We start from the raw sequence: 18,883 nt of genomic DNA, 5'->3' as shown, positions 1-18,883 counted from the left end.
TTTAACACTTATAATAAATAAACTACATTATTTTAGTAAATAAAATAAATTTTCATCAACTAAAAATAATTCCTTCATACAAATATGTTGTCTTCAATCTCCTTGAGGCACCTTAAAAAATGAATTTCACATTGGATTTTTATACATTTAGGGAACATAATAATCTAATGAAAAAATTTACAACCGTCATAACCATTTTTCTGCTGGCACTGGCCACTTATTGGAGTTTCAGCTCTGCAATGCCCTCATATCAGAAAAACGAAACTGTACCGCTTAACAGTTTTTCTACTGACCGTGCCTTGGCCCATGTTAAAAAAATTGCTGAGGCTCCCCACGCGGTAGGGTTTCCAGCGCATAAAGAAGTAAGAGACTATATTGTCTGCGAACTTCAAAAAATGGGACTTAAAACGTCCCTACAAGAGGGGTATACCGCTGGAGATTGGGCCAACTTAAGTAAGGCCACTAACATCTTGGCACGAATTCCCGGAACGGAACAAGGAAAAGCACTTTTAGTATTGTCCCATTATGATAGCAGCCCCCACTCTTCCTTAGGCGCGAGTGATGCAGGGAGTGGTGTCGCCACTATTCTTGAGGGGATAAGGGCTTTTCTTTCTGAAAACAAGAATCCAAAAAATGATGTCATTATACTCATATCAGATGCTGAGGAACTTGGACTTAACGGAGCAGACCTTTTTGCCAATAAACATCCTTGGGCAAACGATGTTGGCCTTGTGTTAAATTTTGAGGCTCGCGGAAGCGGAGGGCCAAGTTTTATGCTAATTGAAACCAATAGGGGCAACAGCAGATTAATTGAGGAGTTTACTGCCGCCAGTCCTGAATTCCCTGTTGCAAATTCTCTAGTCTACAGCATCTACAAAATGCTACCCAATGATACCGATCTAACGGTTTTTAGAGAGGACCGTGATATTGAGGGTCTCAACTTTGCTTTTGCAGATGACCACTTTGATTACCATACCGTACGTGATAATTTTGACCGATTAGACAGAAATACACTAGCTCACCAAGGCAGCTATTTAATGCCCCTTTTAATGCATTTTAGCAATGCAGATCTAGGTAACCTTAAAAGTTTGAATGATGATGTTTATTTTACCGTGCCCTTCTTTAAACTAATTTCCTATCCCTTTGAATGGATATGGCTCATGTTTGGTCTTGCTCTTCTCTCGTTCGTTTGCCTCTTGGTCTATGGTTTTAAAAAACAAAGCTTACATCTAAAGGAAATTTTTAAAGGCTTTCTTCCAATGGGGATTTCATTGCTGATCAACGGGGTGGTTGGCTATTTTAGTTGGACTCTTTTGAAATGGTTTTACCCCCAATACCAAGATATACTTCATGGCTTTACGTATAATGGATATTACTACATAACCGCATTTGTCTTTTTAAGTATTGCCGTTTGCTTTGGGGCCTATCATAAATTCCAAAATATAAGTGTCTCGAATTTAGTGATATCCCCAATCACTTTATGGCTTATTATTTGCGGGGCCGTAGCCTACTATTTACCAGGAGCTAGTTTTTTTATCATCCCTCTTTATGCTCTCTTGGCCTGTTTATTTATCCTTGTAAACCAGAAAATTCCAAATCCCTACCTCTTAGTCTTTTTAGCCTTGCCAGCCCTTTGGATCTATACACCATTTATTAAGATGTTTCCAGTAGGATTAGGGCTTAAAATGATGGTGGCCTCAACGGTGTTGACTACGCTAACCTTCTATCTTTTGCTTCCTGTTTTTGGCTTTTATAAGTCTAAAGGCAAATTGGCATTCCTATGTCAGTTCCTTTTTGCAATATTCATGGTGGTAGCACATTTCAATTCAGGTTTCACAAAAGATCATGCCAAACCTAGCAGTCTATTATATATATTGAATACGGACAACAATAGCGCTCATTGGGTGTCCTATGATCATGAACTGATCGCTTGGAACAAAAAATATGTGGATGGGCCGTCCAAGAACCAAGTAGATTATCAAATTATAAGTAGCAAATATGCCCCGGGTTTTACCTATAGTTCAAAAGCCCCTATAATAGAAATTCCCCCTCCAAGTGTGGAGAAAACCTTTGATACTATAGTTGGTGAAAACCGGTTGGTAAAACTTATTATAACCCCACAACGATCTGTGAACCGACTAGAGGTTTTTACCAACAATGTTCCCTTATCCACTGTAACGGTTAATGAAATTGAACTTTCGCCCTTTTATCTCAAAGATCTAAAAAGGAGTAAATTGCTTACACACTATATTAGCGACAATGATGCTACAACTTTAGAACTACAATTTCCAAAAAATCAGGTTTTGGAACTACAAATATATGAGGCATCTAATGACCTTCTAAACCACCCTTTGTTTAGTGTTCCCGAAAGACCCGAAACGAGCATCCCAATGCCGTTTATTCTCAACGATGCCATTTTAACAACCAAAACAATACGACTTGAATAGTACAATAGGAATCATGGGCTGTGGATGGCTAGGCACTCCTCTAGCGCAACATTTGATCAAAAAAGGCCAAACTGTCCATGGAAGTACTACCTCCTCTCAAAAATTAATTGAATTGCAAAAACTAGGGATTCTTCCGTTTAAAGTTTCTCTCTCAGAAAATGGTATTGAGGGGTCCATTAAAGCCTTTTTAAAAAACGTAAAAGTGTTGGTCATTAATGTGCCTCCAATTCTTAGAGGCACTAACAAAGAAAATTATGAGGATAAAATGCAACACTTACTTGCTGCGATTAAAGACAGTACTGTAACCAGAATTATCTTTATAAGCAGTACTTCGGTATATGGTGAATTGGAAGGTGATGTTACAGAAACCACCCTACCACATCCCGAAACAGAATCGGGGAGCCAATTGGTGGCTGTTGAAGAAAAATTTATGAACAACCCAGATCTAGAAACTACCATTATACGGTTTGGGGGACTCATAGGTCCCAATAGGCACCCTATAACCTTTCTCTCCGGCAAAAAAAACCTCTCCAACGGCAACCATCCCATTAATCTCATACATCTGGAGGACTGCATCCAAATTATAGATACCGTTATCAAGGAAGGATATTGGGGTGAAATTTTCAATGGAGTTTATCCCTTGCATCCATCAAAAAGAGATTACTACCTAAACGAAGCAAAAAAAAGAGACCTCGAAGCTCCTGAATATAGCGAGTCAAAAAATACCGAAGGCAAAAAAGTGGTTCCTTTCAATCTAATACACTACAAAAAATTCCGCTTTCAGAAAACAATTATCAGTTGACGTTGTATAAGGTGAAACGACCATTTTTTTATTGAACTACAAACCTTTAAAGAATTACTTAACAGATTACTAGAAATAATTTAATAGTTTTGGCGCACTTAATAAATCAGAAAATGAAAAAAATAATAATGGTGCTAATTTTTGCCTTTGGATATTTGGGCAGTGCACAGACCAAAAGTGAACTTCAAAAGCATTATGAGGCTTTTTATAATGAAATGAAATTACAGGGAGATGTGAAAGGTGTTATCAGTGCCCTCACACATCTTAATGTTTTGTCGCCATCCGCAGAACGCAGGGATACCTTGGCTTATGTGTACACTAATGACAACCAACATATGCAAGCTCTCAACACCATAGGAATTGATAAAAATGAAGCAGATTCTGATTTAGCCATACGAGTAAAGGCTATTTCCCTAAAGGCTTTGAATCAACCAAAACGTGCTTTGGAACAATTTGAACTTTTATTCAAAAGATCACCAAACGCCTATTTAGCCTATGAGCTGGCAGATCTAAAAATCCAAACTGGCGATAGTCCCGGTGCATCCTCCAATATCGAATATGGTATTAGCAATGCAACGGATGAAATGAGTTATGCCTTTTATGAAAGACAGCAGCCTTACGAGGTACCCTTAAAAGCGGCCTTTCTTCATTTAAAAGGGTTGATAGCTTACAACGCAGACAAAAGCAATATTGATGCTGCCTTAATTCTTATCAACGAAGCCTTAACTATTGAGCCTAACTTTAATTTGGCCAGTCTTAGCAAGCAAGCTTTAGAATCCAGAAAAGAAAAACCAGAAGAGCCAAAAGAAGTTCCAGTAGCTAAAAAAGACAAAAAACAATAGATTTTACTTAGAAGTTAGTAAATAAAAGGGGGTCCAATTGGCCCTCCTTTTTATTTATGATTCTAATTCAATTCAACTTTAATTGTTTTGTAATAACACTATCCTTCGCTTTTTTTAGGGATACCACCGCATCAACATTTTCATTGGGAACAGCTATAGAAAGCACATAATGTGCAATCTTCCATCCGTGCTCAGTTTTTTTGAGTACCCCTGAACCACGACAAAGCTTCATTTGTGTATCCAAAAGCTCATCAAACCAAGCCATATCCATAGTTCTATTAAAATAAATATTTCGCTGAAGCCCCGTAAAACTCCATGCCTTTCCTTTATCAAAATAGGGCTTTGAAAATTCCTTAAATTCAGCATTTTGCCAATTTTCCATGGCCTCCGTTCCAACAAACACCCCATCCTCTGTCATTTTTGAAAAATAGGCCTCAAAATCGGCATCAGCTGCGGCTTGGTGCCAAGCATCTAAAACGGTAGTTACGACTTCTTTTTCGTCCTCCTGCTGCGCATGTAAAGACACCGAAAGGAAAAGTAATGCTAGTATGCCTGTAATCTTATTCATATATAATTAATGTTGTGTCTAAACGACTATTTACAATCACCGAGAACTGATTTCTAAAAGCGTTGTATGCTTTGGACAAAGCGGTAGAGGGCTCCATAGGATCCACCCCGTACTCCAGACTAAATTTTGCTTTTAAAATGGCCGTCTTTATAACCTTTAACCTACTCTTAATTTGAGGAACATCAAACTCCTCAGGAAAGGTAGAAGTTTCCAATAATTTTTGTTTTTCTATCAAATCTTCAACCACCAAGGTCAACCCCTCCTTATCTTGTACTTTATAAAGCGCATCAAAGCTGGTTTCCAAGGCGTTGAACTCAACCCAATCCATTAATACCATCTTCGCATCTGGATTGATTCCAGTTTTTATTGGAAGATTTTTCAGGTTGAAAACAACCTCTTTTTGTGGTTCCTTATCCACTCCAGAATTACCCTGTTTACATGAAATTGCAAACAGGAACATTGCTCCAAAAAAGAATATTTTTCCCATAAGGCTAATGTACAAATTTTAATAAAAGCTATCTTTGTCAACGAATTCATTTAACTACAATTTTATGCCAAAATCCATACTCATTCTAGGAGCCTGCGGACAAATAGGAACAGAACTTACATACACCTTACGTGAAAGATATGGTAACAACCAAGTTATTGCTAGTGATATCAGGGAGGGAGACAAAGATCTTATGGCCTCTGGCCCCTTTGAACTATTGGATGCAACCAATTATGGAACTTTGGAAGACGTAGTAATGCATTATGAAATTGACGAGGTTTACCTTATGGCAGCCATGCTTAGTGCCACCGCAGAAAAATTCCCAATGCGAGCCTGGAATTTGAATATGAATTCCCTCTTCAATGTTTTAAATCTGGCAAAGGACAAAAAAATAAGCAAGGTCTTCTGGCCTTCAAGTATTGCTGTTTTTGGTCCCAATACCCCTAAGGAGCATACAGCACAGAATACCATTATGGAACCTAGTACGGTATACGGTATTAGCAAACAGACCGGTGAGCGCTGGTGTGAATATTACTTTAATAAATACGGAGTAGATGTTCGAAGCGTGCGTTATCCTGGCCTTATAAGCTATAAAACACTTCCAGGGGGAGGAACCACGGATTATGCTGTGGAAATTTATCACAAGGCCCTAACCGATAAAGAATACACCTGTTTCCTAGGAGAGGACACTAAACTGCCTATGATGTTTATGGACGACGCTATTAGGGCAACGATTATGATTATGGAAAGTGATCCTGAAAAAATAAAGGTACGCTCCTCTTACAATCTTGCAGCCATGAGTTTTACGCCTAAAGAAATGGCCGAAAACATTAAAAAGAACATCCCAGAATTTAAAATGTCCTACGCTCCTGATTCAAGGCAGCAGATTGCTGATTCTTGGCCAAGCAGTATAGATGATTCTGTTGCACAAAAAGATTGGGGCTGGAAACCAGAATTCAATTTGGAAAGGACTTCTCAGGAAATGCTGGACAACCTATCTAAATAATCAGTCTTTATATTTCAGCTTCCTTTCAATAGCCATGATCATGATATTGGCGATGTCTTTTCCTGTGGCATTTTCAATACCTTCCAAGCCTGGAGAGGAGTTGACTTCCAATAATAAAGGTCCCTTATTGGATCTAATTATATCTACACCTGCCACGGCAAGGTTGAGAACTTTTGTAGCCTTTAGTGCCAATTTTTTCTCTTCCGGGGTAATTTTGATGATGGAAGCTTTCCCTCCTTGGTGGATATTGGCCCTAAACTCCCCTTTTTCTGCCTGTCGCTGAATGGAGGCTACCACTTTACCATCTACAACGAAACAACGAATATCTTGCCCATTCGCTTCCTTGATGAATTCCTGTACTAGTATGTTTGTTTGAACGCTTTTAAAGGCGTTGATAACGCTCTCAGCAGCTTTATTTGTCTCCGCCAATACTACTCCTTTCCCTTGGGTACTTTCCAAAAGTTTGATGATCAAAGGCGCACCATTGACCATGCGGATTAAATCTTTAGTATCCATAGGTGACTTGGCAAAGCCAGTAATAGGTATATGGATATCGTTTTTTGAAAACAATTGTGAGGCAAAGAGTTTATCCCTTGATTGGGTAATGGCCTCTGCCGAATTTTGGCAATAAACCCCTAAGGTATCAAACTGACGGATTAGGGCACAACCATAAAAGGTCACTGAAGGTTTTATCCTAGGGATGATAGCATCATATGCTTTTAAGATATTTCCACCACGATAACGAATTTCTGGGGAATTGGCATCTAATTTCATGTAGGAATGCTCCACATTCAAAAATACAATCTCGTGGCCCCTGGCCTCTGCGGCCTCCATTATCCTCATGTTACTGTATAGATTGGGGTTACTAGCCAACAAGGCAATACTTAATCCTGTCTTTTCCTTTACGTAAGGCGCATATTTATCCGTTATCTCTTCATCGGTAATATCGCCTAAGCAATAACTTTCTGCCGGGTTTACCATATACCTCTCGTTAAGGGCCTCTCTTCCCAATAACATTCGGAACTCCATGGTGTCTCTATTGGCCAAGGTAAGTTCTATGTTAAAGGTTTCACTGCCTATGGTTACCGGGGTCTTTATAACTAAACGCTCTTCTGAAATTCCAGAAGAGCTTTTAACGGTTCTTCTATCTACGAGCTTTGCTTCACAAAGCATATTAAAACTGCGGTTATCCTGTAAGGGATTCACCTCAAATTTAACCCACTCCTGTACTCCTTTAGTGAACACTTTGGTATTTGTCGCTTGGATAGAAGATGTTCTTGCTCCAGAATCTACTCTTGCCTTAATAGCTGGAATACCCATTTCTTTAAACACACACCATTCTTCACTTCCAATAATAGACAAATCCTTCAATTCCATAGTTAAAATAATTGTTAATCCTTTTTAAGAAAGGGCAATAGTAAGATAAAAAATATTATGCAGCAAACATTTCATTCGGGTCAGTAAAAGTCTTGAACTCCAAAGAGTGTCCGTTAGGATCCAGAATAAAAAATGAACGGTGTTCTCCTGTCTTATCCTTTAAAAAGGTGACCTCTGTGGTCAATTCATATTCCGGTATATTCAACTTTTTGTACATATTCTGCCATGTTTCTGGATCTACAATGACCCCAAAATGAAAAGAAGGCAATATCGTATCCCCAAATTTATAAGCTCTAAAAACAAAATTAAATTCCCCAGATTTAGTGAACGTAATTTGGTTTCCAAATAAGTTGACATCTAACCAACGGGTAGAATTTCTGCCGAGTTCCGCTCCAATAACGTCTACATAAAAAGCTTTAGTTTTTGTGATGCTATAACAAGGCAGCGACATATGAAAAGGTGCATGTTCCATGAATAAGAATTTTTAACGAAATCCATTCTAATTTACAAATTCTAAACGATACCTTTTACAACTGAGTATCAATTTTTAGAAAGTACTATTTTGATTATCTATCCTTAAGAATTTTGACCTATTTCTGCGCCAATCCAAAGATTCTGAATACAAATAGATCCAGCACTTCTACCAAGATAAGGAGGATGAGATCCATTCTAATCTACTGCTCTCCCTATGCTCCATAATATCCTTAAAAAGCTCCAAATCTTCCTTAATGATCCCTATACGTTCAGAAATGTAACGATATTTATCTTTAAGATCGAAGGTTTGCTTGAGTTCCATATCCAACCTATTAAGATCTTCATTTTCCCAGGTACTATCAGGTGAGTCAAAAATATAGAGGTTTTCGGAAATTTCATTTTTGACGTTCAGTACTTTCCCAATAAACCGTTTTAGGTTGGTACCCGATATATTCAATTTTCCCTTTCGCTCTAAAAGTTTGGTATGCACATTGGTCTCTTCCAATAATTGTTCTGTGATTTCCAAATACCGATCTAAAGCAACAGATTGTGAGGTATTCAACATAACCAAGCGTATGGATTCAGAATCAAAATTGGGAAGAATTACCTTGTTGAAGGTCACCTTCTGTTGCAACGCAATAATTTCTACCTCAATTTTTTCTGAAAGCTAATAAGGAACCCTATCCTTTGACAATGGATTTAATTACTTTAATATAGCCTGGATTTCCTTTTCCGAATGATTGAAAAAAGAGACCAAACCATATTGGGAAATGTGTACAAATCGTTTGTCCTCATTTTTAAAGAATAGTTCGACACTGTCAGAGAATAGCGTTTCCAAAGGCAGGAGATTTCGGCACTGCCTGATATTTATGGAAGCTGCTATCTGGAAGGCAACAACTTCAAACATGGGTCCTAATCGTCATCATTATCTTCTTCCTCGTCCGCTATTTCGACATCTGGAATAGCATCTGGATCATTGTCATCAAAATCTTCATAATCATCTTCATCATAGTTGGCCATGGTCTTCTCTAGCTTCGCACTGATCTTTACCAAATACTTGGTATCGTCAGTGGTAACCTCAACCGCCTCAATACGTTCACCTTGTGCATTTTTAAAGGAGATGATGTTCTGATCGTCATAACCATCAGGATATTTGTCTACCAACAACTTTAAGACCTCAGGGGTAAGTTTTTTAAAATCTACGATTACTCTCTTTAAATTGTCCATAATTACATGTCTAATAGGTAAGCAAAAATTAATGGGGCAACAATGGTTGCATCACTCTCTATTATAAACTTTGGGGTATTGATATCTAGTTTTCCCCAAGTGATCTTTTCATTGGGTACTGCTCCAGAATAGGATCCATAGCTCGTTGTAGAGTCACTGATTTGACAAAAATAACTCCAAAATGGTGTATCTGTACGTTCCATATCCTGATAAAGCATAGGTACTACACAAATTGGGAAATCTCCTGCGATACCCCCACCAATTTGGAAAAATCCAATTCCATCTTTGGAATTATCCGTATACCAATCGGCTAGGAAAGTCATATATTCTATCCCTGATTTCATGGTCGTGGCCTTCAATTCACCTTTAAGGACGTAGGAGGCGAAGATATTACCCATAGTACTGTCTTCCCATCCTGGGCAAACAATAGGTAGGTTTTTCTCTGCAGCAGCGTACATCCACGAATCCTTCAAATCTATCTCGTAATACTCCTCCAAAACACCAGAGAGCAACATTTTGTACATGTATTCATGTGGTAGATAGCGCTCGCCTGCATCTTCTGCTTCTTTCCAAATCTTATAGATGTGTTCTTGCAAACGTCTAAATGCCTCATGTTCTGGAATACAGGTATCCGTAACTCTATTCAATCCTTTTTCCAATAGATCCCATTCTTCCTGAGGGGTTAGATCCCGATAATTGGGAATCCTTTTATAGTGGGAATGTGCCACCAAGTTCATAATATCCTCTTCAAGATTGGCGCCAGTACAAGAGATGATTTGTACTTTGTCCTGACGGATCATTTCGGAAAAAATCTTACCTAGCTCAGCGGTACTCATGGCCCCTGCCAATGACACCAACATTTTAGCACCTTTGTTCAATTGGTCCTCATACCCCTTTGCTGCATCCACCAATGCTGCAGAGTTAAAGTGTAAATAGTATTTTTCAATAAAATTTGAGATTGCTCCCTTAGTCTTCGTCATCTTCGAATCTTGAATTAGTAGTATTTCCGGTTTTGGCATCCACATCGTAGGTATTATCATAAGCATTCTCGATCGCTTCCTCCATAAATTTATAGCTTAACATTTTATAGTACAATTTTGCCGCCAAAAAATCAGAAGACTTATCCGCACTATTCGGACAAAGTTCCATAATATCAAACCCTACTACGTTTTTCTCGGCAAAAACCTGTTTTAAAAACTCCAAAGTCTCGTACCAAAACAATCCTCCAGGTTCCGGAGTTCCCGTTGAAGGCATAATGGAAGGGTCTAGGGCGTCTAGATCGAAGGTGATAAATACGTTTTCGGTCATTTGGGCAATTACCTTGTCCATCCAATATTCATCGTTCACAATATCATGGGCAAAGAAGGTCTTTTCTTCATCCATAAACGTTTTTTCAATAATATCCATGCTACGTATCCCTACCTGCAATAGGTTTGTAGTCTGACTAGCCTCGTGTACAGCGCAAGCGTGGTTGTATTTGGTGCCTTCATAAGACTTCCTAAGGTCTGCATGGGCATCTATTTGCAAAACGGTCAGGTTATCAAAACACTCATTAAAAGCACGTATAGAACCTATAGAAATGGAATGTTCTCCTCCAAAAAGGGTTACAAACTTATTGCGTTTTATAAACTCTTTGGTGGTTTTATGTACCGCATTCACTACTGCCTCGGCAGAACTATCCTCGGTAATTGTAGGGGCCAGATATATTCCTTGTTGATATACTTCGGTCCCAGTTTCTATATCATAAAGTTCCATGTTTTCAGAAGCATCCAAAAAGGCCTTGGGTCCTTTATCGGCCCCTTTGCCCCAGGTACTTGTTCCATCATATGTCACAGGTATCAAAACTACCTTTGCCTTTTCCAATTGTGCAAACTCATCTGGAATGCCAGCATAATTGTTAGTCGCGCTCATAACCTAAAATTTTAAGCAAATCCTCTGCTTTTTGTTGTTCACTAAATAAGGTGGTGACTAGGTTTCCTTTTTCGTCCCTGTCTATTAATATATGTTTTGGATGTGGAATTAAACAGTGCTGCAAGCCACCATATCCACCAATACTCTCTTGATAAGCCCCTGTATTGAAAAATCCGATATACAAAGGTTTTTCTCTTCTGTACTTGGGCAGATAGATAGCATTCATATTCTGCTCACTGTTGTAATAATCATCACTGTCGCACGTAAGTCCGCCGAGCAGCACACGCTCATATTCGTCCTCCCATCTATTGATTGGTAACATAATAAATCGTTTGCTGATAGCCCAGGTATCTGGCAAGGTCGTGATAAAAGAAGAATCGATCATGTTCCATTTCTCACGGTCGTTCTGTTGCTTTTGATATAAAACCTCATAAATAGCTCCACCACTTTCACCAACCGTAAAACTTCCAAATTCTGTAAAAATATGGGGCACGGGCACTTCCGCTTCTTGACAAGTGATGTTGATTTGGTTAACAATCTCATTAATCATGTATTCATAATCATACTCAAAAGCCAAAGAGTTTTTAATTGGAAAACCTCCTCCAATATTTAAACTGTCCAAGGAAGGACAAATTTTCTTTAGGCGCACATAGACCTTAAGGCATTTGACAAGTTCATTCCAGTAATAGGCATTATCTCGAATCCCAGTATTGATAAAGAAATGTAGCATTTTAAGCTCCACCCTATCATTATTCTTGATCTGGTCTTCATAAAAAGGAACAATGTTTTTGTATCCTATTCCCAATCGGGAAGTATAAAATTCAAACTTTGGTTCCTCTTCAGAAGCGATACGGATACCTACTTTAAAATCACCTTTTATCTCATCTGATAATAGGTCTATTTCCTCGTAGTTGTCTATAATGGGAATACAGTTCTGATGCCCTTCGTTAATTAATCTTCCAATATTCGTTATATACTGATCCCTTTTAAAGCCATTGCAGATTACAAAGGTGTCATCTTTGATTTTTCCCGTTTTCTTTAATTTCTGTACAATATTAATATCAAAAGCAGAAGATGTCTCTATATGGATATCGTTATTCAAAGCCTCGTTCAATACTGGTTCAAAATGAGAACTCTTGGTACAATAGCAGTAATGGTACTTCCCTTTATAGTCATTCTTTTTGATGGCAGCCTCAAACCATTTGTTCGCCCTATTGATATTGTCCGATATCTTTGGCAGATAGGTAAATTTTAGTGGACTTCCATATTGTTCCACCAGCTCCAATAAAGGAATTCCATGAAATTGAAGGCTCTCTCCATCCAGAGTAAATTCCTCCTGTGGAAAATAATAACTTTGGTGGATAAGATCAATATATTTAATATTCATTAAAATAGTTTTTATATAAACTTAAAAAAAAATGGAGTGTTATGGTAATAAGATGGATTCTTATTTTTTAATATTATTTTTAAAAGGAGGTTTTCCATCAAAGCTTGATGGAATAAAGATAACTGGACCTACCCAATACTATCGAGGACATCGCGGAAGTCATGCTAAAAATTCGGTTGCACAATTGTTGTGCCTTTCTTGGGAAAATCTTCCTTATTTCCAGTGATCCAAATACATAAAAACGTCTCATAACATGCAGCAAAAAGCCGTGACAAATGAAAACAAAAATAATGAAAAAATAAGGGAATTAAAAAAATTTACATGAATTGTCAAAATACACCATAAAAAGATATTTGTTTAAGGGATGTTTAGATGTAATATCTTGATTTACAATCATTACTATTTAAATTAACATCATCAAAAACAGATCTGTTGAAACCAAGAAAGGCTCTGCTTTTTATCTTGTTTGTGTCATTCTTCCCTACTTCAACTTTAGCAAAGGCCCAAATACCTAAAAATGCCTACACCTTTGTGGCAAAAAAGATGGCACAACCACCTATTATATGTTATTAATAGATATGGATTAGATGTAATACCACCTAACTCCACAAGACCATGAAATTCCTCCTAAACGGATATTTCCAGAGGATTGCATTCTATTGGAAAAACTAGCAAAAATGATCTTTTACATGAAATTTGGCCCCTAAGACTATAATCCTTTAGTGTCTCCAGCCCTTTAGCACCCTAAAACTATGTAAAACATGAGGAAAAATAGCATCCATAGATTCTTTAGCTCCATTAGTAGATCCAGGCAAAGCAAGCACTAAAGTACTACCCATGGTGCCGGCAACACTTCTGGATAACATGGCATACGGCATTCTATCCTGACCATAACTTCTTATAGCTTCTTCAATTCCGGGGATACGCCTGTCTAGCAAGGGAATCAAGGCCTCAGGGGTAACATCCCTTTCCGAAAGACCAGTGCCTCCACAATAAATAATCACGTCTATACCCTTAGCAACAAATTCACTTGCCTTCTGTTGAATCTCTTCTTCTTTATCGGGAATTATCATATAATTGGAGACCGAATAATGTAAGGCTTTTAGCTTTTCAATAATGGCCTTCCCCGCTTTGTCCTCTTTCTTCCCTTCTGCTATGGTATCAGAACAAACAACAACAGCAAAAGTCAATGGCTCTGTAAAATTATCCTTGTAATCTGACTTACCCCCTGTTTTTTGAAGTAATTTGATATGATGTATTTCTACTCCTTTATCTATAGGTTTTAGCATGTCGTACATGTTCAAGGCCACAATACTTGCCCCGTGCATAGCCTCCACTTCTACCCCTGTTTTATAAATAGTCTTTACGGTTACCAAAATGGTGATTTCTAATCCGTTGACCTCATACTCTATTCCCGTATATTCAATGGGCATGGGGTGACAATCAGGCAAAAGATCTGACGTTTTTTTTACTCCTAATAATCCAGCAGCTTTACTGGCCGAAAACACATCTCCTTTTGGAACCTTGTTTTCTTGTATAGCTTTGATAGTATCTTCTGAACTCACTTTAACTACCGCTTGGGCCGTTGCTATTCTCAGAGTATTGTTTTTATGCGTAATATCTACCATACCTAACTATTCACTTTCCATTGGTAACTATCATCTTCAAAAAGCTCTTTTCCAAATATGGGCACCTCTACTTTTATTTCTTCTACGATATATTGCAATGCTTCAAAAACTTCCTTTCTATGCGGTGAGGAAACAAATACGAACAAACATAATTCACCTGCCTTTACCGTACCCAAGCTATGATAAATATGCATACAAGTAAGGTTGAACTTTTCAAAAGCTGCTTCACGTATCTCATGAAATTTATTGTTCGCCATTTCTTCATAGGCTGTGTATTCTATTGCGGCCACTATTTTTCCATCAATGACATCCGCCCTAACCTGGCCCAAAAAAATATCATGGGCGCCAATGGTAGTTTTAGATTGGTGCTTTGCGATAGACTCCCCTATGAAATGCGGAGAAATAGCACCCGACATAAACACGCTTTTTACTTTTTTCTTTTCCATTACATTCTTAACTAGTGATTCAAAAAGTGTTTAAAGATACTTAGAATCGATTATTTAACCACACATGATATTAATTAGGAAGCATCAACACTTCCACCAATCCACCTTTTGGAACTGAATCTACAGATTCTGGAACTAATACCAAGGCATTGGCAAGGGAATAGGTGTGTAGCATGGCAGAGCTTTGTCCTTCCAAAATTTCAACTTCTCCATTTTCAAGAATCTTTGCTTTTAGTAGTAATGTTCTCCCCAAGATATTGGTAACAGCTTTAGTTACCGCTAGCTGTCTACGTTCTAATCCCATCCCCTCATGCCCCATTACTTTTTGAAGGGCGGGATAAACGTACACGTAAAAACACGTAAGCGCAGCTGCCGGATTTCCGGGCAGGGCAAATACAATTTTATTATTCTGTTTTCCAAAGAAAAGAGGTTTCCCTGGTTTTTGTCTTACTTTATAAAATAAAGAATCCACGCACAACACTTTTAAGGCCTCATAAACATGATCATGATCTCCCACTGAAATTCCCCCATTCACAAGTACCACTTCGTTTTCTTGAAATGCTTTTTTAAGCACCTCACAGGTGCCCTCAAAATTATCGGCTACCTGATACTTTGTGCAACCTTCTATACTCATTTCCTCCAAAACAGCCTGGATCATTTTTGAATTGCCCTCATAAATCTGACCTTCCTTTAGTACCTCTCCTGCTGCAACCAGTTCATTCCCAGTAATGACGATCCCCACTCTTGGCTTACCATAAACCAAAACATCTGTAACACCCATTCCGGCTAAAAATCCAATGGCCGAAGGGGTAAGTTTTGTTCCCCTCTGCAAAGCCAAAGAGCCCTTACTAATTTGTTCGCCCCGAGGTCTGATGTTACTCTCCAGAACTACCTCATCGTTTATTGTAATGCTATCTGCCTGCCTTGTTACTTTTTCCTGAATTATAACGGCAGTCGCAGTTTTGGGCACCATGGCCCCAGTAAAGATCCTTACCGCTTCACCGGCTTTTAATTGGAATTCCTTGCCGTCACCCGCAGCTACTTCCCCAACCACGGAATATTCCTTTTCCTTATGGCTTCTGATGGCATAACCGTCCATCGCCGATTGGCGGAATGGCGGTAAATCTAAAGGGGAATAGATTTCTTGAGCTGTCACCATGCCTCTTGAACTAATCAAGGGAAGGGTCACACTATTCAACATCTGCGTGTGTTTGGTAATTATTTGAAGCGCTTCTTTAACTGAGACCATACAGTTTTATTTTTGGTAAGTTCATTATCGCCTATTTTACTAACAAGCCCTTTGGTAAACTCATTTAAGGTCTCTACTTTTTCCTCAAAATCGCCTTTGATGGTCTTCCTGTACTCATTAAGGTTTTGCACTAAATCATCAATATTTTCTGGGATTACATCTTCAAAAAATTGACGTAATCTTTTTGCTGTGGTAGGTGATTTTCCATTGGTGGAAATAGCCACTTTCACATTTCCTTTCGTCACAATACCGCCCATGTAAAAATCGCAGTATGGGGGATTATCGGCCACGTTCACTAAAATGGTAAGAGCCCTACAATCGTGATAGACCTGTTCGTTCACGGCTACATTATCCGTGGTGGCGATCACCATATGCCTACCCACCAAATATTTTTCATGATATGCATCATAGGTGATTTTCACATCGTGCTTTTTTGCCAATTCCAAGGTTGCATCCAGAAATTCTATGGATACCATTTCTACCTTGGCATTGGGGCTCGATTTCAACAAAAACGTCAACTTTTCTAACCCCACATTTCCCCCGCCTATAATAAGGATATTCAATTGTGAGACTTTTAAAAATACGGGGTATAACTCATTTCGCTCCATAAAGGATTTCTTTTTTATGTCTTAAAATTAATTATGAATATTGGCTCTTTTGCCTGTAATAGCTCTAAAAAATCCATGCTAAATATCCAATTATCCAATAAATACAAAGATAAGGGGAATTATGCACTAAGCGCCTTTTGTATCAAAGTCAGGGATGATTTGGAATAAGGTATTTTTAAAGCAGCTTCGTGTCCTTTCTCGGACATTTTTCCCCAAGTTTTTTGAAGGATATCTATTAACTTGTCTTCTGAATGCTTTTTTACAAACGGTTCTAAATAAAAGGCGAGAAACACCAAACAGATGACATCTTCCAATGTTTGTGTCTCTTCATTATTCTTAAGTTGTTTTTTTAAAATTAGATTAGTCACTTGATCAATAATTTCTTGATCATAACCCACCTCCTTTAAAATAAAACTTGCCTTTTGAGCATGGTACTTTTTAAGTGCTTCTCGCCATTTTAAATACCCCACCCTATTCATCTCATAAGATTCCCTAGGAATTTCCCATCTACAAATATGCTGGCAACGGGCAGAAAGCTGCAACGCTTCAGAAGCAGTAGGCTCAAAATTATTGAGCAATTCGCTCATGCGAATGGCATAAAGAAGTTCTTTTGCATACGTTTTCTCCTGAGCATCCTCCTTATTTGGATCTTCTTCATTCGCCTTATCAAATAGTTCAAAGGCCCTTATACGTTTTGGGGTTTCTATCATATGCTATCTGTGTTTGTTGAAAACAATGTAGATAATAAATCAAATAGAAAAAACAAAGGCCCATACAATTCTGAGATTTTGAGGGACCTTTAACTTTTAACTTTTAGTATCCTCACCAAGAATCGAACTATATTCGCTGGAACCTTATTTTTAGCGACTTACGAATAATTACTGATTACAATGTTGACGATTTGTGAACTTTTTTGATGATTTTTATCCCGACATACCAAATGTATATAAATATAATTATATGTATAAATTTCAAAAGATTAATTCAATATAATTTTGGATTTTTAAGGTCTTATCTGGTCTAGTGCTTATTGGTAAGGATTAAATTCTTGGCCATATAATCTTACCAAGTTACTAGCACATATTTTTCCTTTCCGTTCTTCATTTTTTTTTAAAAATCCATATTCGTATACAAATAGATATATTTCCCCTTTCTGATTTTTCTAATAATGAGTAAAAAAGTTTGGGTCAAAACCTAATAAATGAAGTAATTCAGCTCTTACAGTTACTTTCCCTCCTTTATTATATTCCTTTAATATTTTACGATTAAGTTTTAACTGGTTATCTACAATATTATAAAATCGATCGGGTTGTTCTTTGGCCTGCTGGTATTGGTAATCACTCTTCCCATTAAACTAATTCATTGTTCTAAATATCTTATCTTCAAACTTAGAACCAAACTTACGAGCTGAAACGTTAGCCTTCATTAGAAAACACATCATGAAAAAATTGAATATTATTTTACTGACATTAATTTTAGTTAATCTATCCTTGTTAGCACAAAACCATACAAAGATTATTGATATGCATATTCACTCTTACACGGACAGTAACTTTGGAGATAGAGAGCCTGCCCACGATTATTATGGTGAAAAAGGCTCAAAAGATGCTGAATCACATCGATTAGAAACTTTTGCTGCATTTGAGAAATTTAATATCGTGAAGGCAATGGTAAGTGGTAATCCTGAAAGTGTTTCAAATTGGATGGCCAAAGATACTGACCATCGTATCATAAGAGGAATTCTTATGTTTTCTCCTGATGATTATGAAATGGATTCTGTTAAGTTTGAGCAAATGGTGAAGGATAAAAAAATTGAAATTTTCGGAGAAACCGCGCCTTATTATGGAGGTACAACTTTAAGTGATTCCATTTGGCAGCCTTATTTACGAATTTGTGAAAAATATGATATTCCTGTTGCTGTACATATGGGTGGCGGAGACCCAGGTGGAACATATTCTTGGTCACCAAAAGCAAGATTAAAGTTAGGAGACCCATACTTAATTGAGGATGTTTTGGTGAAATATCCTAAACTTCGAATTTATATGATGCATGCAGGCGGTGAAGATTGGCCAGAGCATGCAATTAGACTTATGGCTTATTACCCTCAACTCTATACTGACATTGCAGTTTTACTTTGGGTAGAACCGAACACAAAACGATATGTAAAGGAGTTTCTTAAAAACATAAAAGAAGCTGGTTACTTGGACAGAGTTATGTTTGGTTCAGACCAAATGACATGGCCATACGCAATAGAAAAATCTATTAATTTTCTGAATAGTCTTGATTTTTTAACACAGCAAGAAAAGGAAGATATTTTTTATAATAATGCAGCAATATTTTTAAAATTGAAAGAATAACTGTGCCTAACAAAGAACTGAGGTAAAAAACAAGTAAATTCTTCCTTAATCTGAGACAATACTATTC

Annotated in this window: 19 protein-coding genes; 5 read left to right on the top strand and 14 right to left on the bottom strand. The window is 37.7% G+C overall.

What is annotated here, in order from left to right:
* Nucleotides 1-167 precede the first annotated feature (167 nt).
* The 3 genes from ABXZ36_RS10995 to ABXZ36_RS10985 all read left to right on the top strand — a co-directional run bounded on the left by ABXZ36_RS10995 (nt 168) and on the right by ABXZ36_RS10985 (nt 4,091).
* Nucleotides 168-2,447 carry a M28 family peptidase gene (locus ABXZ36_RS10995; RefSeq protein WP_354615619.1) on the top strand — a complete coding sequence of 760 codons (2,280 nt, stop codon included), beginning with the start codon at nt 168-170 and terminating at the stop codon, nt 2,445-2,447.
* Nucleotides 2,440-3,249 (top strand): SDR family oxidoreductase, encoded by an 810-nt coding sequence (locus tag ABXZ36_RS10990; protein ID WP_354615618.1) that lies wholly within the window; start codon nt 2,440-2,442, stop codon nt 3,247-3,249. The genes ABXZ36_RS10995 and ABXZ36_RS10990 overlap by 8 nt, the downstream gene beginning before the upstream one ends.
* 113 nt (nt 3,250-3,362) lie before the next feature.
* Complete coding sequence (locus tag ABXZ36_RS10985) at nt 3,363-4,091, top strand: hypothetical protein (RefSeq protein ID WP_354615616.1); 729 nt, start codon at nt 3,363-3,365, stop codon at nt 4,089-4,091.
* A gap of 67 nt (nt 4,092-4,158) precedes the next feature.
* Here the strand turns inward: ABXZ36_RS10985 and ABXZ36_RS10980 are convergent, their stop codons facing one another.
* Both ABXZ36_RS10980 and ABXZ36_RS10975 read right to left on the bottom strand, forming a co-directional pair.
* Nucleotides 4,159-4,659: a nuclear transport factor 2 family protein gene (locus tag ABXZ36_RS10980; protein WP_354615614.1), complete on the bottom strand. Its 501-nt coding sequence runs from the start codon at nt 4,657-4,659 to the stop codon at nt 4,159-4,161.
* The gene (locus ABXZ36_RS10975; RefSeq protein ID WP_354615612.1) at nt 4,652-5,146 is read right to left on the bottom strand and encodes a hypothetical protein; all 495 of its coding nucleotides are present in this window, start codon (nt 5,144-5,146) and stop codon (nt 4,652-4,654) included. The genes ABXZ36_RS10980 and ABXZ36_RS10975 overlap by 8 nt, the downstream gene beginning before the upstream one ends.
* A 64-nt stretch (nt 5,147-5,210) precedes the next feature.
* Between ABXZ36_RS10975 and ABXZ36_RS10970 the strand changes: the two genes are divergently transcribed.
* Nucleotides 5,211-6,152 (top strand): NAD-dependent epimerase/dehydratase family protein, encoded by a 942-nt coding sequence (locus tag ABXZ36_RS10970; protein ID WP_354615610.1) that lies wholly within the window; start codon nt 5,211-5,213, stop codon nt 6,150-6,152.
* Here the strand turns inward: ABXZ36_RS10970 and rimK are convergent, their stop codons facing one another.
* From rimK to ABXZ36_RS10910, 12 genes are all read right to left on the bottom strand, one after another.
* The gene (gene rimK / locus ABXZ36_RS10965; RefSeq protein WP_435602405.1) at nt 6,153-7,529 is read right to left on the bottom strand and encodes a 30S ribosomal protein S6--L-glutamate ligase; all 1,377 of its coding nucleotides are present in this window, start codon (nt 7,527-7,529) and stop codon (nt 6,153-6,155) included.
* Nucleotides 7,530-7,584: 55 nt separating this feature from the next.
* Nucleotides 7,585-8,001 carry a VOC family protein gene (locus tag ABXZ36_RS10960; RefSeq protein ID WP_354615608.1) on the bottom strand — a complete coding sequence of 139 codons (417 nt, stop codon included), beginning with the start codon at nt 7,999-8,001 and terminating at the stop codon, nt 7,585-7,587.
* A gap of 168 nt (nt 8,002-8,169) precedes the next feature.
* On the bottom strand, nt 8,170-8,637 hold the full coding sequence (locus ABXZ36_RS10955) for an RMD1 family protein (protein WP_354615606.1): 468 nt from the start codon (nt 8,635-8,637) through the stop codon (nt 8,170-8,172).
* Nucleotides 8,638-8,915: 278 nt separating this feature from the next.
* Nucleotides 8,916-9,230 carry a hypothetical protein gene (locus ABXZ36_RS10950; RefSeq protein WP_354615604.1) on the bottom strand — a complete coding sequence of 105 codons (315 nt, stop codon included), beginning with the start codon at nt 9,228-9,230 and terminating at the stop codon, nt 8,916-8,918.
* A gap of 2 nt (nt 9,231-9,232) precedes the next feature.
* The gene (locus ABXZ36_RS10945) at nt 9,233-10,210 is read right to left on the bottom strand and encodes a deoxyhypusine synthase family protein (RefSeq protein WP_354615602.1); all 978 of its coding nucleotides are present in this window, start codon (nt 10,208-10,210) and stop codon (nt 9,233-9,235) included.
* Entirely contained in the window at nt 10,197-11,141 is a 945-nt protein-coding gene (speB, locus tag ABXZ36_RS10940; RefSeq protein ID WP_354615601.1) for an agmatinase, read from the bottom strand. Before speB ends, ABXZ36_RS10945 begins: the two co-directional genes overlap by 14 nt.
* Nucleotides 11,128-12,528, bottom strand: a complete 1,401-nt coding sequence (locus tag ABXZ36_RS10935; protein WP_354615599.1) for an arginine decarboxylase — start codon at nt 12,526-12,528, stop codon at nt 11,128-11,130. Before ABXZ36_RS10935 ends, speB begins: the two co-directional genes overlap by 14 nt.
* Before the next feature lie 719 nt (nt 12,529-13,247).
* Nucleotides 13,248-14,156, bottom strand: a complete 909-nt coding sequence (moaCB, locus tag ABXZ36_RS10930) for a bifunctional molybdenum cofactor biosynthesis protein MoaC/MoaB (RefSeq protein WP_354615598.1) — start codon at nt 14,154-14,156, stop codon at nt 13,248-13,250.
* A 2-nt stretch (nt 14,157-14,158) separates the two neighbouring features.
* A complete protein-coding gene (locus ABXZ36_RS10925) occupies nt 14,159-14,602 on the bottom strand; it encodes a molybdenum cofactor biosynthesis protein MoaE (RefSeq protein WP_354615597.1) in 444 nt (147 codons plus the stop codon).
* Nucleotides 14,603-14,672: 70 nt separating this feature from the next.
* Nucleotides 14,673-15,851 (bottom strand): molybdopterin molybdotransferase MoeA, encoded by a 1,179-nt coding sequence (locus tag ABXZ36_RS10920; protein WP_354615596.1) that lies wholly within the window; start codon nt 15,849-15,851, stop codon nt 14,673-14,675.
* Nucleotides 15,821-16,459: a precorrin-2 dehydrogenase/sirohydrochlorin ferrochelatase family protein gene (locus ABXZ36_RS10915; RefSeq protein WP_354615594.1), complete on the bottom strand. Its 639-nt coding sequence runs from the start codon at nt 16,457-16,459 to the stop codon at nt 15,821-15,823. The genes ABXZ36_RS10920 and ABXZ36_RS10915 overlap by 31 nt, the downstream gene beginning before the upstream one ends.
* Nucleotides 16,460-16,578: 119 nt before the next feature.
* A complete protein-coding gene (locus ABXZ36_RS10910; protein WP_354615592.1) occupies nt 16,579-17,169 on the bottom strand; it encodes a DUF4202 domain-containing protein in 591 nt (196 codons plus the stop codon).
* 729 nt (nt 17,170-17,898) lie between these two features.
* On the opposite strand from ABXZ36_RS10910, the gene ABXZ36_RS10905 reads away from it, so the two are divergent.
* A complete protein-coding gene (locus tag ABXZ36_RS10905) occupies nt 17,899-18,816 on the top strand; it encodes an amidohydrolase family protein (RefSeq protein ID WP_354615590.1) in 918 nt (305 codons plus the stop codon).
* Nucleotides 18,817-18,883: the final 67 nt, after the last annotated feature.

The organism is Sediminicola arcticus (genome assembly GCF_040566695.1).
GTDB classification, from domain to species: Bacteria; Bacteroidota; Bacteroidia; order Flavobacteriales; family Flavobacteriaceae; genus Sediminicola; species Sediminicola arcticus.
The sequence above is the reverse complement of the archived record's forward strand: the minus strand, read 5'-3'. Positions and strand labels throughout refer to the sequence as shown.